Genomic DNA, 13,804 nt, shown 5'->3' on the forward strand with positions numbered 1-13,804 from the left:
TCAGCGGTCCTCGAACCGCGCGATCGCTTCCAGAACTGCTGTCCCCATCGACGGGCTCCCGGTGTGCCCCGCGTCGATCACGACCAGCTCGGCGTCCGGCCAAGCCTGGGCGAGCTGCCACGCCTTGCGCAGCGGCGCGCTCAGATCGGCCCGCCCGTGGATCAGCACCGCCGGAATGCCGTGCAGCAGGTGGATGTCGCGGAGCAGCTGGTCGTCCTCGAGCCAGGCGTGGTGGCGGTAGTAGTGCGCGCAGAGGCGGGCGAGCGTGATCAGCTCCTCGTCCGTGCCCGCGCTGAACTGGCCGGTGCGGCCGCCGACCCATTCGTGCGAGATCACCGCGTCCTCCCAGGAGCACCAGTCCCGCGCGGCTTGGAGCCGCACCGCACGGTCCGGGCTCGCGAGCAGCTGCGAGTACCCGGCGAGGAGGTCTCCGTCCGGGTCGGGCCGCCCGCGCGGAACGCTTCCCATTGCGCGGGCAGCAGCCGCCGGACGCCGCGGTAGAGCCAGTCGATCTCGTCCGGCGACGAGGTGAACGCGGCGACCAGGATGATGCCGCTGACCCGGTCCGGATGCCGCTGGGCGTAGGCCAGCGCGAGCGTCGCGCCCCAGGAACCGCCGTAGAGCAGCCAGTTTTCGACGCCGAGGTGGACGCGCAGCTTCTCCATGTCGGCGATCAGGCGCTCGGTGGTCTGGTGCTCCAGGCTCACCGCCGGGTCCGCGACGCTCGGCGTGCTCCGTCCGCAGCCGCGCTGGTCGAACACGACGACGCGGAATTTCGCCGGGTCGAATCCGCTGCGGCCGAAGCTGCCGCCGCCCCCGCCGGGACCGCCGTGCACGCACAGCACCGGCCGGCCGGCGCCGCTGGCGTCCCAGTAGATCTGCTGTCCGTCGCCGGCGTCGAGCATGCCGGCGGCGTCGGGCTCGACGGAAAACGGCCGCATCGCGGGCCTCCTCCCCAGGCCGGAAACCCGTCGAGCGTACTGGATCACGTCCGGCGCGGGTTTACAGCGCGGACCGGGGGTCCCTAGGATCTGCGGCGCCGGAAGCGCCGCGGACGCGCGGCCCCGGCGGGGTGGAGGTCTGGATGGGGAACCCGGAGTCCGGCAGCGACCTCGAGTCGGTCGCGAACCTCGTGCGGCTGTCCGAGACGGCGCCGATGCCCCGGATCGACGGCAGCGAACCCCCGCCGCTCGTGCGGCGGCCCCGGGCCGACAGCACCGACGACCCGGCCTCGGCGGCGTTCGGCGGGGTCCTCGACGTCTCGACCGGCTCCCCGGTCGAACAGCTCGCCAAACGCGGCCCGGTGCCCCTGGCCGAGCCGCCCGCGCCGCCCGCCGAGACCGCGCCGCCGCCCCAGCGAAGGCCAGCTCGGTACGGCGTCTTCGCCGGTGCGGCGGTCCTGGTGTGCGCCGGACTGGGTTCGTGGGCGTTGTGGCCGTCGGCGTCCGGCGGGACTGATTCGCAGCCCGTGGAGCCGCCGCCCGCTCCGGTCCACACGTCGTCGGCGCCGCCCGCGGTGAGCACGCTCAGCGCGTCCCCGGCCCCGGCGACCGGCCAGGTGCGCGACACGGTCGTCCGCGCCAGCAGCCGTCCCGCGACGACCGCGCCGCCGCCGCGCGTCCAGCCGACGCAGAAACCGGAGCAGGAGAGCGGAAACCAGCCGCACGACCCGTGGGACGACACGTTCCGCTCGGCGGTCAGCTCGTACCTGGAGGAATGGGGCGGCGGCGACCAGGCGCCGCGGCGCTGGCACGGCTGAGCGGCGGGAGTACTACTCTGAGTAGGTCACTGCCGACCGACTGCTCCGCGAGGTGTCCATGACCGGCTCGTCGTCCCCGTTGTCGCCCAGCCAGGTGCCGGTGGGGGTGGACCCGAACCGCCCGAGCATCGCGCGGATCTACGACGGATTCCTCGGCGGGAGCCACCACTACGAGGTGGACCGCGCGGTGATGGAGAAGATCAGCACGGCGGTCCCCGAGGCGGTGCACATCGCCCGCGGCAACCGCGGTTTCCACAACCGCGTGCTGCGGATGCTGGCGAGCCAGACCGACATCCGGCAGTTCCTCGACTGCGGTTCCGGGCTGCCGACGGCGGAGAACACCCACCAGATCGTGCAGCGCTACCACCGCGACGCGCAGGTGGTGTACGTCGACAACGACCCGGTGGTGCTCGCGCACGGCCGCGCGCTGCTGGAGGACAACGACTTCACGCACATGGTCGAGGCCGACATCTTCGAGCCGCAGGCGGTGCTGCAGCACGAAACGGTGCGCGAGTACCTCGACTTCTCGGAGCCGATCGCGCTGCTGCACATCGGCACGATGCACCACTACGAGGGCGACGGCGCGGTCGAGGTGATGCGCGAGTACATCGACGCTCTCGCGCCTGGCTCGTACGTCGCGCTGGCGCATTTCTACGACCCCGAGGTGCCGGAGCTGACCGCGGTCGCGAAGCGGATCGAGGAGATCCTCGTGTCCGGCCCGCTGGGCGCGGGCCGGTTCCGGACCCGCGCGGAGATCGAGGCGATGCTGCCCGGTCTGGAACTGCTCCCGCCGAGCCGCACGGACGGCCCCGGCCTGTCGGTCGCCGACGAATGGTGGCAGGACGGCCCGAGGCTGAAGCCGCTGAGCGACGCGGCCCGGTGCGTCGCGGGTGTGGTGGGCCGGAAGGTGTGACCGCTACGCCGGCTGCGGGACTTCCGTGACCGGTGTGGGTTGTCTGCGGGCGATGAGGTAGCCGGTGAAGCCGAAGCCGATCAGGACGGCGAGGGTGCCTGCGGTGAAGAGTTCGAAGGTGAGCCGGGAGACGCCCCAGGTCGCTTGGAAGTCGTAGGGCAGGCCGAGGGCTTGGTCGAGCACGCCGGGCGCGATGGTTTGCCAGGCGCCGAGGAGGATCCACGCGTAGATCAGCACGGTGCTGATCCACAGCCCGGCTCGTCCGCCGGGTACGCGGAACGGCCGGTCGATCGACGGGTATTTCCGGCGCAGCACCAGGATCGTCGGGAAGATCAGCAGGTAGGACAGCAGCAGCGTGCTCACCGCGATGTTGAGCACGACGGCGAACACCGCCGACGCGGAACTGCTCTGCACAATCGTCGCCACGACGGTGAACGCGGTCGCGACCACGCCGGAGAGCAGGTTGACCCGCAGCGGGGTGTTCAGCTTCGGGTGGAAAGCGCCGAACCAGCGCGGGAACGCGCCGTCGACGGCGGCCATCGCCTGGATGCGGTCGGACGCGATCATCCACGAGCAGCCCTGGTTCAGCAGGACGAAGACGAACACGACGGCGGCGAGCGTCAGCATCGCGCCCGAAGCGCCGCCGTAGACGGAGAACACCTGGCGCACCGCGTCGAGGAAACCGCCGAGTCCGTTGATCTTGTCCGGCGGCATCACCAGCACGATGCCGAAAACCGGCACGAGATAGCACAACGCCGACACCAGACCGGACACGCCGACCGTGACCGGGACGTCGCGTCGCGGGTTGTGCATTTCCTCCGCGGCGCCGTTGGGAGCCTCGAACCCGACCAGGGCGAACATCAGAACCGGGACGACAGCGAGGAATCCGCCGATGCTGGGGGAGAAGGCCAGCGATCCGTGGACGCCGTTGCGGGCCGCGTAGATCGCCGCGGTGACGGCGAAGAGCACCACCAGGCCCACCTTGAGCAGAGCCCCGGCGGCGATGAACCACTTGCCGTACCGCAGGCTCACGACCGCGCCGAGGATTGCCAGCCAGATGAAGACGAGCTTGAACGCGTAGTCCGCGAACCCGCCCGGCGAAGCGGGAACGAGGTAGTGCTGCCAGGTCGCCGCGGCGAGGAAGGTGATCGATCCGCCGAGCCACACCGGATTGGTGATCCAGTACAGCAGCGTGCCGAGCGCGGCGGGCAGCTTCCCGAACGCGAGCCGCAGCCAGACGAACGGCCCGCCCTCCGCCGGGAACGCGCTGCCCAGCTCGGCCATGACCAGGCCGTACGGGAAGAGGAACAGCACCAGGAGCACGGCGGTCCAGGTGACCGCCTCCGCTCCGGAAGTCGCGATCTGGCCGATGGTGTCCACGGAGATGATGGCCGCGACCGCAAGGAAGATCGAGTCGATCCGGCGCAGATTCCGGCGCAGGTTTCCTGATTCGGTGTTGACGAACTGAGGCTCGGACACGCTTCACCGCCTTTGGTGAATCGAGGGCAGGAGTCAGGCTTCGGTGTTCTCCAGGTCTTCCTTGTGCAGCAACGGGGTTCCGACGGTCTCGCGCATCGAAAACGCCGCGATGAGGCCGACCGCGGCGGCGACCATCAGGTACGGACCGGGCACGAGCGTGCTGCCGGTGGCGGAAATCAGGACCGTCATCAGGTACGGCACGGTTCCGGCGAACAGCGCGGCAGTGATGTTGTACGCGATCGAGAGCCCGCTTTGGCGGGTGCGGGTCGGGAAGATCTCCGCCGACCACACCGCGTAGGTGCCGAGAATCGCCGCCAGGATGGCGCCGAGGGCGAGCCCGCCGATCCAGGTGCCGACGAGGCCGGTGCGCATCAGCAGGTACGCGGGGATGGCGAGGACGAAGAGCGCGACACCCGCGCCGATCAGGACCGGTCGCCGTCCGACCCGGTCGGAAAGGCGGCCGAAGAACGGCACGAGGAACAGCCCGACGAGCGAGATCACTGTGGACAGTGCCGCCGCGCTGCCGGACGAGTGGCCGAGGTAATCGGTCTCGTAGGTGACCAGATACGTGAGCACGGCGTAGAACGGCACGTGCATCATGGTCATCAGCCCGGCCGCCTGGAGCAGCTGCTTCTTGTTGTGGCGGAACAGTTCCCGGACCGGGCTGCGCGGCACGTTGTCGGTCGCTTCGAGGGCGCGGTACTCCGGGGTGTCCTCGATCTTGCTGCGGATGACGAACCCGATGACGCCCAGCGGCGCGGCGATCAGGAACGGGACGCGCCAGCCCCACGACGCCAGCTGCGGGCCCGTCAGGCCGACCGACAGCAGCAGGAACACGAACGAACCGGCGAGGAAGCCCAGCAGCGAACCGACTTCCAGCCAGCTGACGCCGAAGCCGCGACGCCGCCGAGGCGCGTACTCGGCGAGGAAGCTCGCCGCGCTGCCGAACTCGCCGCCCGCGGCGAGACCCTGCAGCAAGCGCAGCAGCACCAGCAGGATCGGGGCCGCGATGCCGATCGTGGAGTACCCCGGCAGCAGGCCGATCACGAGCGTCGCCCCGGACATCACGAAGATGACCACCGACAGCGTGCGCTTGCGGCCGATCTTGTCGCCCAGCGGCCCGAAGATCAGCGCGCCGATCGGGCGGATCCCGAACGACACCGCGAAGACGCCGAACACCGCGAGCAAGCCCGCGGTCGAGTTGCCCGCCGGGAAGAACACGGACGCGATGGTGCTGGCGAGGTAGGCGTAGGCAGCCCAGTCGAACCAGTGCACGAAAACGCCGACGGCGCCGGCGGCCACGCTGCGGCGGAGCATGGCGGGATCGGCGCTGTGCCCGGCGAGATCGGGCGCCGGAGAGGCGTCGGGTGCGGTCATGAATGGCCTCCTTGGACCGGTTCTCCGGGAGGACGCTAAGAGCGGCTCGCGGCATCTAACAAGAAGTAATAAGCAAAGCAAGGCATCTGTTCGGGTTATGCAGAAGCGCTGAGCTGTGCCGACACGAGCGGCTGACGGCGGGGAAACACAGCGTTCACGTGCCGGACGGTCCGCCGGTGAGGGCCTGCGGGGTGATCAGCGTGCCGACTTCGGCATCGGTCAGCAGCCGCCGTTCCCGCACCAGTTCCAGGGCAGGACGGCCGGTTCGGTGCGCTTCCAAGGCGAGCGTGCACGCGGTTTCGTAGCCGAGCACCGGACTCAGCGCGGTGACCAGCCCGGTCGAGGCGGCGACGAGGTCGGCGAGGTGTTCTCGGCGTGCGGTGATGCCGCGTACGCACTGTTCGGCGAGCACCCGGGCACCGGCGGTCAAGTGGTCGAGCCCAGCCGTCAAAGCCCGCGCGATGATCGGTTCAAAGGCGTTGAGCTGCAGTTGCCCGCCTTCGGCGGCGAGCGTGATCGTGACGTCGTGGCCGATGATCTCGAAGGCGATCTGGTTGACCGCCTCCGGGATGACGGGGTTGACCTTGCCCGGCATGATCGACGACCCGGCCTGCCGCGCGGGCAGCGTGATCTCGCCGAATCCCGCCTGCGGCCCGGAGGAGAGCAACCGGAGATCGTTGCAGATCTTGGACAATTTGACCGCCGCGCGTTTCAGCACGCCGGACAGCTGCACGAAGACGCCGACGTCCTGGGTCGCCTCGATCAGGTCGGGCGCGGAGACGAGCGTCGCGATGCCGGTCAGCTCGCGCAGATGCTCGACGGCTCTCTCGCGGTACCCGGGGCGCGCGTTGAGGCCGGTGCCGATCGCCGTGCCGCCGAGATTCAGCTCGTGCAGCAGCAGCCGGGCTTCGGCGAGCCGCTGCTCGTCCTCGCCGAGCGTGGCGGCGAACGCGCCGAACTCCTGGCCCAGCGTCATCGGGACGGCGTCCTGCAGCTGGGTGCGGCCCATCTTGAGGACGTCGGCGAACTCGATCGCCTTGTTCGCGAACGCTTCCCGCAGCGCGGCGAGCGCACCGAGCAGTTCGGCGAGATGCCGGTCGAGGGCGAGTTTGACCGCGGTGGGGTAGACGTCGTTGGTGCTCTGGCCGAGGTTGACGTGGTCGAGCGGATGCAGTTGCGCGTAGTCGCCGCGGGCGTGGCCGAGCAGTTCCAGGGCCCGGTTGGCGATGACCTCGTTGGCGTTCATGTTGGTCGAGGTCCCGGCGCCGCCTTGGATGAGGTCGACGACGAACTGGTCGTGCAGGCGGCCGTCCCGGATCTCCGCGCAGGCTTGGACGATGGCCGCGGCCCGTTCCGGGGAGAGCGCGCCGACCTCCGCGTTGGCGCGCGCGGCGGCCTCCTTGACGGTCGCCAGCGCGGTGACGAGGTGCGGCCGGTCGGCGAGCGTTTCGCGCGTGATCGGGAAGTTGACCAGCGCACGGGCGGTGTGCGCGCCGTAGTAGACGTCGGCGGGCACGCTGATCTCGCCGAGCATGTCGTGTTCGGAGCGGGTACTGGACATCGGTGTCCTTCCCGGGGAGGGGCAGTTCAGGAGATGCGGTCGGTGCGGTCGACGCCGGTCCACGCCAGCGCGATCGCGCCGTCGAGCAGGGCCCGTTCCGCGGTGCCGCCGACGCAATGCGCGGCGAACTCGCGCTGATGATTGATCGCGGGCAGCGAGCCGATGCCGATGTAGGGATGAATCGCGGGCACGACCTGCGAGACGTTGCCCATGTCGGTGGAGGCGCGGTTCATCCGCGACGCTGTGCCGTCCGGCGCGAACTCGCGGCCGAGTTCGAGGGCATTGGCGCGGTAGGCGGCCAACGCTGTCTCGTCAGCCCGGAATTCGGCGTAGGGCTTGCTTTCCGGTTCGACACTCAGCTCGCAGCCGGTGGCCAGCGCGCCGGCCTCGAACGCCCGCAGGACGCGTGGCTCCACTTCGGACAGTTCCGCCAGCGTTTCGGCCCGTACGTACCATCGGCCGGACGCGTGCTCGGGGATCGCGTTGGGGGCGTCCCCGGCGTGCGTCACGATTCCGTGCACCCGGACCGAGGCCGGAAGGTGTTGCCGCAGCAGGCCGATCGCGACCTGAGCGACAGTGAACGCGTCGGCCGCGTTGACCCCGGCCTCGGGATAAGCGGCGGCGTGTGCGGACTTGCCGGTGTAGGCAACCTTCGAGTGGCTGACGGCGAACGGCCGGGCTTCGGCCACGTCCACCGGCGCCGGATGCACCATCATCGCGAGGTCCACCCCAGCGAACGCGCCGCGTTCCAGCAGCTCGATCTTCCCGCCGCCGCCCTCCTCGGCCGGGGTGCCGTAGACCTCGACGGTGATCCCGAGGTCATCGGCAACTCGAGCGAGCCCGAGCGCGGCGCCAATCGAACTGGCCGCGATGAGGTTGTGCCCGCAGGCGTGGCCCAGGCCGGGCAGGGCGTCGTACTCGGCACACAGCGCGATCCGCCGGGGACCGGAGCCGAAGCTGGCGTGGAACGCGGTGTCCAGTCCGAGGTACTTCGAGGTGACGGCGAACCCGGCCCGGTCGAGCAGTTCCGGCACCGCAGCCGCCGAGCGGTGCTCTTCCCAGGCGGTTTCCGGGTCGGCGTGCAGCCGCTCGGACAGCTGGATCAGCTCGTCGGCGTGCCGTTCCACCTCGGCGCGCGCGGCCGCTTTGCTGGTGCCCATCACTCGTCACCCGGCACGCCATAGGACGGTGCAGCGGCAGGGTCGAGGCCGCGGGTCACGTAGTCGTCGCGCTGCGGGAGCCAGACGTCGAGGAGTTCGGCGAGCTGCTCGATCGGCTCGTCCGCCCAGTCCACGCGCAGATCCGTGACCGGCCAGTCCGCAGTGGACACGACGACGAGCCCGGCGGACCGCACCGGTCCTTCCTCGCCGCCCGCCGCGAGCCCGGCGCGCATGGCCGCGAGGAGACGCTGTTCGAGCTCGCCGCTCGCGTCGGCGAAAGCGTCCACCATGGACTGGGGGACGTGCTCGCCGGCCAGCATGTTGCCCGCCGCGACCACTCCGTCCGCCGTCGCCGACGCATGTGTACCGAGGGTTTTCGGGCCGCTGTAAGCGAAACCGGGTCCGGTGCGGCCGACCACAGTCAGCTGCCGGTACTCGATGTGCTCCGCCGCCGACGTGACGTCGGCGAGTGCTTTCTCCGGATCCCCGTGCTCGGCGAGCCGGTCGAGCAGCCGTCCGCCGAGCCGCGGGTCGGTGATGTTCTGCGAGGCCGCCGCGCCGAGGCCCGGGCGCAGGTGCGCGACGCGGGCGACGACCGCCGGACTGGACGAGCTGGCCGCGATGCCGAACCGGACGGCGTTACCGGCGGTGTCGCGGGCGACGATCGAAAAGGTCACTTCTCCTCCTCCGGGATCACCGCGATCGCGTCGATCTCGCACAGCCATTCCGGCCGGGCGAGCGCGGACACGACCACGCCGGTCGAGATCGGGTGCACGCCTGTGGTCCAGCGCCCGACGGTGCGGTAGACGGCCTCGCGGTAGCGCGGGTCGACCAGGTAGATCGTGAGCTTGACCAGGTGCTCCATCCGGCTGCCCGCTTCTTCGAGCAGCATCTTGATGTTCGCCATCGCCCGCTCGGCCTGCGCGGCGACGTCACCGATCCCGACCGATTCGCTCGTGTCGAGGTCCTGCCCGATCTGGCCGCGGACGTAGACCGTCCCGTTGGCGACGACGGCCTGGCACAGGTCGTTGTCGAGGTTCTGCTCCGGGTAGGTGTCCCGGGTGTTGAACGGGCGGATGCGACGGTGGACAGTCACTGCGTGGCCTTCCGTGCGGCGGTCGTCGGACGCCTCAGCCTGACCGCGCGGCCGAGGTTCTGTCCAGTAGATCTTTCCGGACCAATGCATCGGAATCAGTGATGCAATCTGCATCGGGAAAACAGATCTTGAGTGCCGGAAACATCTGTTGGACACGGGCAGTGCGGGCCGTGAGGATCCGGGGAGACGGCGCTGAACCGCGCTGAAGCCGGAGCGGAGGTCTGGGATGTCGAGCGAACAGGTGGAGGCCCTCGTCGTGGGCGGGGGACAGGCCGGCCTGGCGATGAGCGAGCACCTGAGCGAGTGCGGCGTGCCGCACCTCGTCCTGGAGCGGAACCGGATCGCCGAACGCTGGCGGACGGAGCGCTGGGACTCGCTCGTCGCGAACGGCCCCGCGTGGCACGACCGGTTCCCCGGCCTGGAATTCCCCGACGTGGCCCCCGGCGAATTCGCGTCGAAGGACCAGGTCGCGGCGTATTTCGAGGCGTACGCGGAGAAAATCGCCGCGCCGGTCCGCACCGGGGTCGAGGTGACGTCGGTGCGGAGGCACGAGGGCAGGCCCGGGTTCCGCGCCGAAACCTCGGACGGAACCGTCGACGCCCGGTTCGTCATCGCCGCGACCGGTCCGTTCCAGCGGCCGGTGATCCCGCCGATCGTGCCCGCCGACGCCGGTCCGGTGCAGCTCCACTCGAGCGGCTACCGGAACCCGGAGCAGCTTCCCGAAGGTGCGGTGCTGGTGGTCGGCGCGGGTTCGTCGGGCGTGCAGATCGCCGAGGAACTGCGTCGTGCGGGACGCGAGGTGTACCTGTCCGTCGGCCCGCACGACCGTCCGCCGCGCAGCTACCGCGACCGCGACTTCTGCTGGTGGCTCGGCGTTCTGGGCAAGTGGGACGCCGAAACGCCGCCCGCCGGCGCGGAACACGTGACCATCGCGGTCAGCGGCGCGCGCGGCGGGCACACCGTGGACTTCCGCGCGCTGGCCGGGCTCGGCATCACGCTCGTCGGCATGACCGGCGCGTATGCCGACGGCAAGCTCAGCTTCGCGACGGACCTGGCGAAGAACATCGCGGCGGGCGACGAGAATTACCTTGCCCTGCTTGACGAAGCCGACGCCTACGTGGCCCGCAACGGGCTCGACCTGCCCGAGGAACCGTCCGCCCGCGAGTTGGGCCCGGACCCGGAGTGCGTCACCGATCCGGTGCTGGAGCTGGATCTGGCCGCCGCCGGAGTGACCTCGATCGTCTGGGCGACCGGGTTCGCCGTCGACTACAGCTGGCTGCAGGTCGACGCCTTCGACGAGAACGGACGGCCGAAGCACCGCCGCGGCGTGTCTGTCGCGCCCGGCGTGTACTTCATCGGCCTGCCGTGGCTGGCGCGGCGCGGGTCGAGTTTCATCTGGGGCGTATGGCATGACGCGAAATTCGTGGCAGATCACGTCGCGATCCAGCGCGGGTACCAGAACTTCTGATCGAGTGGGCGGCGCGGGTTCGCTCGCGCCGCTATCGCGAGTACATGGCGCGGCACAGCTCTCGGAATTCCTGTGCTCGCCGCGTGAGCCGCACGCCGCGCATCGTCGCGAGCACGATCTCCAGCGACGGAACATCGTCGGTCAGAGCGAGCGGCACGACGCTGGCGCCCGCGTAAGTCGTGTCATTCGGCGGACGCTGGTTGAGCAACGCGAATCCGTGCCCGGACGCCACCAGCGCCCGCACGGTCTCGTACCCGCTGGTCCGATGCCGGATCCGCGGCGCCACCCCGGCGTCGCTGAGGATCGATTGCAGGTACTCCCGGCTGTGCGGCAGGTCGAGCAGCACCATCGGCTCGTCCGCCAGGTCCTGCAGCGACACCTTGCGGCTCTTCCGCCGGGCGAGCCGGTGGTCCTCGGAGACGAGCGCGTACGGAGCGGCGGTACCGACCACCTCGCGGTCGATGTCGTCGTCGAGGTCGTAGCCGTACAGCATCGCGAGTTCGGTTTCCCCGGCCCGCAGCGCGGCCTTGAGCGCTTTGTGCTCGCCCTCGCGCAGCGACACGTGGACGCGCGGGTGCCGAGCCTCGAATTCGGCCAGCAGGCTCGGCAGGCGGAACGGCGCGAGCGTGGTGAAGCAGCCGACGGTGAGCGTCCCGACCAGGTCGGTGCCGGATTGCCGGGCGGTTTCGACCAGTTCCGCGCCGTGCGCCAGGAAATCCAGCACCCGCTTGTAGAACTCCTCGCCGGCGGTGGTCAGGCTGAGCCCGCGGGCGTGGTGGCGCAGCAGGAACTGCACGCCCATTTCCTTCTCGAGCTGCGCGATCGCCGTCGAAACGGCCGACTGCGACACCATCAGCTCCTTCGACGCGGCTGTCATGCTCAGATGCCGCGCGGCCGCCTCGAAGTAGCGCAGCTGCACGAGGGTGAAGGAAGGCTCGCTCATGCCGACATCCTGCCTCAGTGGCAGCAATCGGGACGCTGCGGTTGCGGGGCGGGCGTGTCCAGCGCCGGATTGGCGTCGAAGAATCCGCTGGGTTTGAGCGTGAACCCGGTGTGGTCGACGGGCATGATCGGCCAGTCCTCGGTGCGCGGATAGTGCGTGAGCCCGAAGGTGTGCCACACGACGAGGTCGGCGCCGTCGAGGTCGCGGTCGGCCTGGATCCAGGTGTCGATGCCGGTCTTGCCGTCGTTCTGGTTGACGTACTCGCCCGCCGGGAAGCGCTCGTCCTCGGCGTAGGCGGTGACCCACAGGTGTTTGCGGGTGAAGGCGGCGCGGCGGGCGATGGACGACGCGTCGTCGGCCAGCAACGGCGGCAGGCCTTCCGGGTGCAGCGTGTACCCGACCGGTTTACCGAGCGCGTTGCGGGACTCGGGATTGCTGATCCGCCAGGTGCGGCCGAGATTGCCGTCGGCGAGCCGGGCTGCCTCGGATTCCTTGGCCAGCCTGGTGATCTTCCGGGTGAAGGCGTTGCCGTATGGATTGCCGGGGCCGATCGGGACTCGCTGCACGTCGATCTCGTCGACCGCATTGGAGAGGCCGTCGACCATCATGTCGAGCCGCGCGGAGAACAGGTGCTGGTGGAACGGCGCGCCGATGCCGGGGGCGATTTCAGCGGCCCACGGATAGTCGTCGTCGGCGGGGAAGGCCGAGGTGAAGACGATGCCGGTGGCTTTGCACTCGAGCTCGATCGTGCCGTCGAGGTAGAGATACCAGTAGAAGCCGTAATCGTAATTGCCGACGGTGACGAAGAACGAGATCACCAGCCGACGCTGCCGCCGGGTGGAGGCACTCCCGTTGTAGTGGTCAGTGTGCTTCCACAGCACGCCGGCGTCTTCCTCGTGCATGCAGATCGCGTTGGCGATGGTGTGCGGCTGGCCGTCGTCGTCGTGCACGGTGGCGTCGAAGTAGCGGATCTCGCCGAGGCAGTCGCAGCCCAGGGTGAGGGAGTTGGCTTCCTTGCCCAGCGAGTATTCGCCCGCGTCGAAGTAGTTCTGCCAGAACCGGACCGGGCTGGGGTCGCCGTAGGGCACGACCATCTCGGCGACCGAGGCGCGGTAGACCACCGGACGCAGCCGTTCGCCGTCCTGGAACCCGATTTGGTGCAGAGTAAGACCTTCGACCGCGGTGAAGCCGATCCGGAACTGCCACTTCTCCCACGTGACGACGTCGTCCTCGACGATGAAGCTCGGGCCCTCGGGCTGGGTGATCACGATGGGCTTCTGGGTCGTCCGGGCCGGCCGGTCGAGGTGGTAGTCGTAGGCGGTGCGCGGAATCTCGGCCGGACCGTCGTCGACCAGGCCGTGCACGCGGCCGGCGATCAGGTCGACGTAGGCCACGACGCCGTCGATCGGATGCGCCCAGAGGTTGTCGTCTTTGTTGAGCTGCAGGAACGCCAGGCAGCGCACGAGCCGCAGCCCGGTTTCGCCGGGAAGGTCGAAGCATCCGGCGCTCAACGCGGAGATCCGGACCGAACGCGGTTCCTCGATGCCGCGGCGGCGCATCGCCGCGTTCCACGCCTCGTCCTTCCAGAGGATCTCCTCGACCAGGTCGAACTCCTCGTGCAGGATCGGCGGCTGCCCCTCGGCCACGACGTCGACCGCCCGGTCGGCCACGATCTCGCCGCTGGTCAGCGACACGATCGTCTCGCGCACCGCGCCGGTCTTCCGGTGGAGCAGCAGCGAGCGGACGCGGCGGTCCACCGGGTCGCCCGGCCGCCAGGCCAGCACAGCCGCCTTCGCCGGTTCGAGCAGCGAGACGAGGGCGAACCGGGTGCTCTCGGTCGCGATGCCGGCTTCGACCAGCAGCGCGCGGTTGCGGGCGACCTCGTCTTCGGCCAGGCGCGAGAGGGGGTGGGCCATGCGCGTCTCCTCATTCTTTGCGGTCTAGCGCAAAGAATGCGCCGTGGCGGTCGGGCCTGGCAAGGCCCTTAAGGGGCGGATTCTCCGGAACCGGTACTGGGTTTTTCGATGCACGTCATCAATAATCCTGGA

Annotated in this window: 12 protein-coding genes and 1 pseudogene; 3 read left to right on the forward strand and 10 right to left on the reverse strand. The window is 69.9% G+C overall.

Translation table 11 applies throughout. The annotated features are described in order from the left end of the window. Positions 1-336, reverse strand: coding sequence for an alpha/beta hydrolase family protein (locus tag H5411_RS48805; protein ID WP_312877365.1), 336 nt, complete (start codon positions 334-336; stop codon positions 1-3). Then, the gene (locus H5411_RS48810; protein ID WP_312877366.1) at positions 333-941 is read right to left on the reverse strand and encodes an alpha/beta fold hydrolase; all 609 of its coding nucleotides are present in this window, start codon (positions 939-941) and stop codon (positions 333-335) included. Before H5411_RS48810 ends, H5411_RS48805 begins: the two co-directional genes overlap by 4 nt. A 143-nt stretch (positions 942-1,084) precedes the next feature. Here H5411_RS48810 and H5411_RS01370 point away from each other — a divergent pair, with 143 nt between their 5' ends. Then, positions 1,085-1,759: a hypothetical protein gene (locus tag H5411_RS01370; protein WP_183122709.1), complete on the forward strand. Its 675-nt coding sequence runs from the start codon at positions 1,085-1,087 to the stop codon at positions 1,757-1,759. A gap of 58 nt (positions 1,760-1,817) precedes the next feature. After that, positions 1,818-2,672, forward strand: coding sequence for an SAM-dependent methyltransferase (locus H5411_RS01375; protein WP_101440222.1), 855 nt, complete (start codon positions 1,818-1,820; stop codon positions 2,670-2,672). 3 nt (positions 2,673-2,675) lie between these two features. Here H5411_RS01375 and H5411_RS01380 read toward each other — a convergent pair whose 3' ends face one another. From H5411_RS01380 to H5411_RS01405, 6 genes are all read right to left on the reverse strand, one after another. Beyond that, positions 2,676-4,151: an APC family permease gene (locus H5411_RS01380; protein WP_101440221.1), complete on the reverse strand. Its 1,476-nt coding sequence runs from the start codon at positions 4,149-4,151 to the stop codon at positions 2,676-2,678. Between the two features lie 33 nt (positions 4,152-4,184). Beyond that, the gene (locus H5411_RS01385; RefSeq protein ID WP_183122710.1) at positions 4,185-5,528 is read right to left on the reverse strand and encodes an MFS transporter; all 1,344 of its coding nucleotides are present in this window, start codon (positions 5,526-5,528) and stop codon (positions 4,185-4,187) included. A gap of 154 nt (positions 5,529-5,682) precedes the next feature. Next, complete coding sequence (locus H5411_RS01390) at positions 5,683-7,089, reverse strand: aspartate ammonia-lyase (protein ID WP_101440220.1); 1,407 nt, start codon at positions 7,087-7,089, stop codon at positions 5,683-5,685. Positions 7,090-7,115: 26 nt separating this feature from the next. Then, positions 7,116-8,249, reverse strand: a complete 1,134-nt coding sequence (locus H5411_RS01395; RefSeq protein ID WP_101440219.1) for a M20 family metallopeptidase — start codon at positions 8,247-8,249, stop codon at positions 7,116-7,118. Further along, positions 8,249-8,926: a DUF1028 domain-containing protein gene (locus H5411_RS01400; RefSeq protein ID WP_101440218.1), complete on the reverse strand. Its 678-nt coding sequence runs from the start codon at positions 8,924-8,926 to the stop codon at positions 8,249-8,251. The genes H5411_RS01395 and H5411_RS01400 overlap by 1 nt, the downstream gene beginning before the upstream one ends. Then, entirely contained in the window at positions 8,923-9,345 is a 423-nt protein-coding gene (locus H5411_RS01405) for a RidA family protein (protein ID WP_101440217.1), read from the reverse strand. The genes H5411_RS01400 and H5411_RS01405 overlap by 4 nt, the downstream gene beginning before the upstream one ends. Positions 9,346-9,571: 226 nt before the next feature. Between H5411_RS01405 and H5411_RS01410 the strand changes: the two genes are divergently transcribed. Then, positions 9,572-10,813 carry a flavin-containing monooxygenase gene (locus tag H5411_RS01410; RefSeq protein WP_183122711.1) on the forward strand — a complete coding sequence of 414 codons (1,242 nt, stop codon included), beginning with the start codon at positions 9,572-9,574 and terminating at the stop codon, positions 10,811-10,813. Between the two features lie 31 nt (positions 10,814-10,844). On the opposite strand, the gene H5411_RS01415 is transcribed toward H5411_RS01410, so the two are convergent. Together H5411_RS01415 and H5411_RS01420 are read right to left on the reverse strand one after the other, a co-directional pair. Then, positions 10,845-11,756, reverse strand: a complete 912-nt coding sequence (locus tag H5411_RS01415; protein ID WP_183122712.1) for a LysR substrate-binding domain-containing protein — start codon at positions 11,754-11,756, stop codon at positions 10,845-10,847. Positions 11,757-11,770: 14 nt separating this feature from the next. Further along, positions 11,771-13,678, reverse strand: a pseudogene (locus H5411_RS01420) (primary-amine oxidase); the annotation flags it as partial. Positions 13,679-13,804 lie beyond the last annotated feature (126 nt).

The sequence above is a fragment of the Amycolatopsis echigonensis genome, from assembly GCF_014174495.1.
Taxonomy (GTDB): domain Bacteria; phylum Actinomycetota; class Actinomycetes; order Mycobacteriales; family Pseudonocardiaceae; genus Amycolatopsis; species Amycolatopsis echigonensis.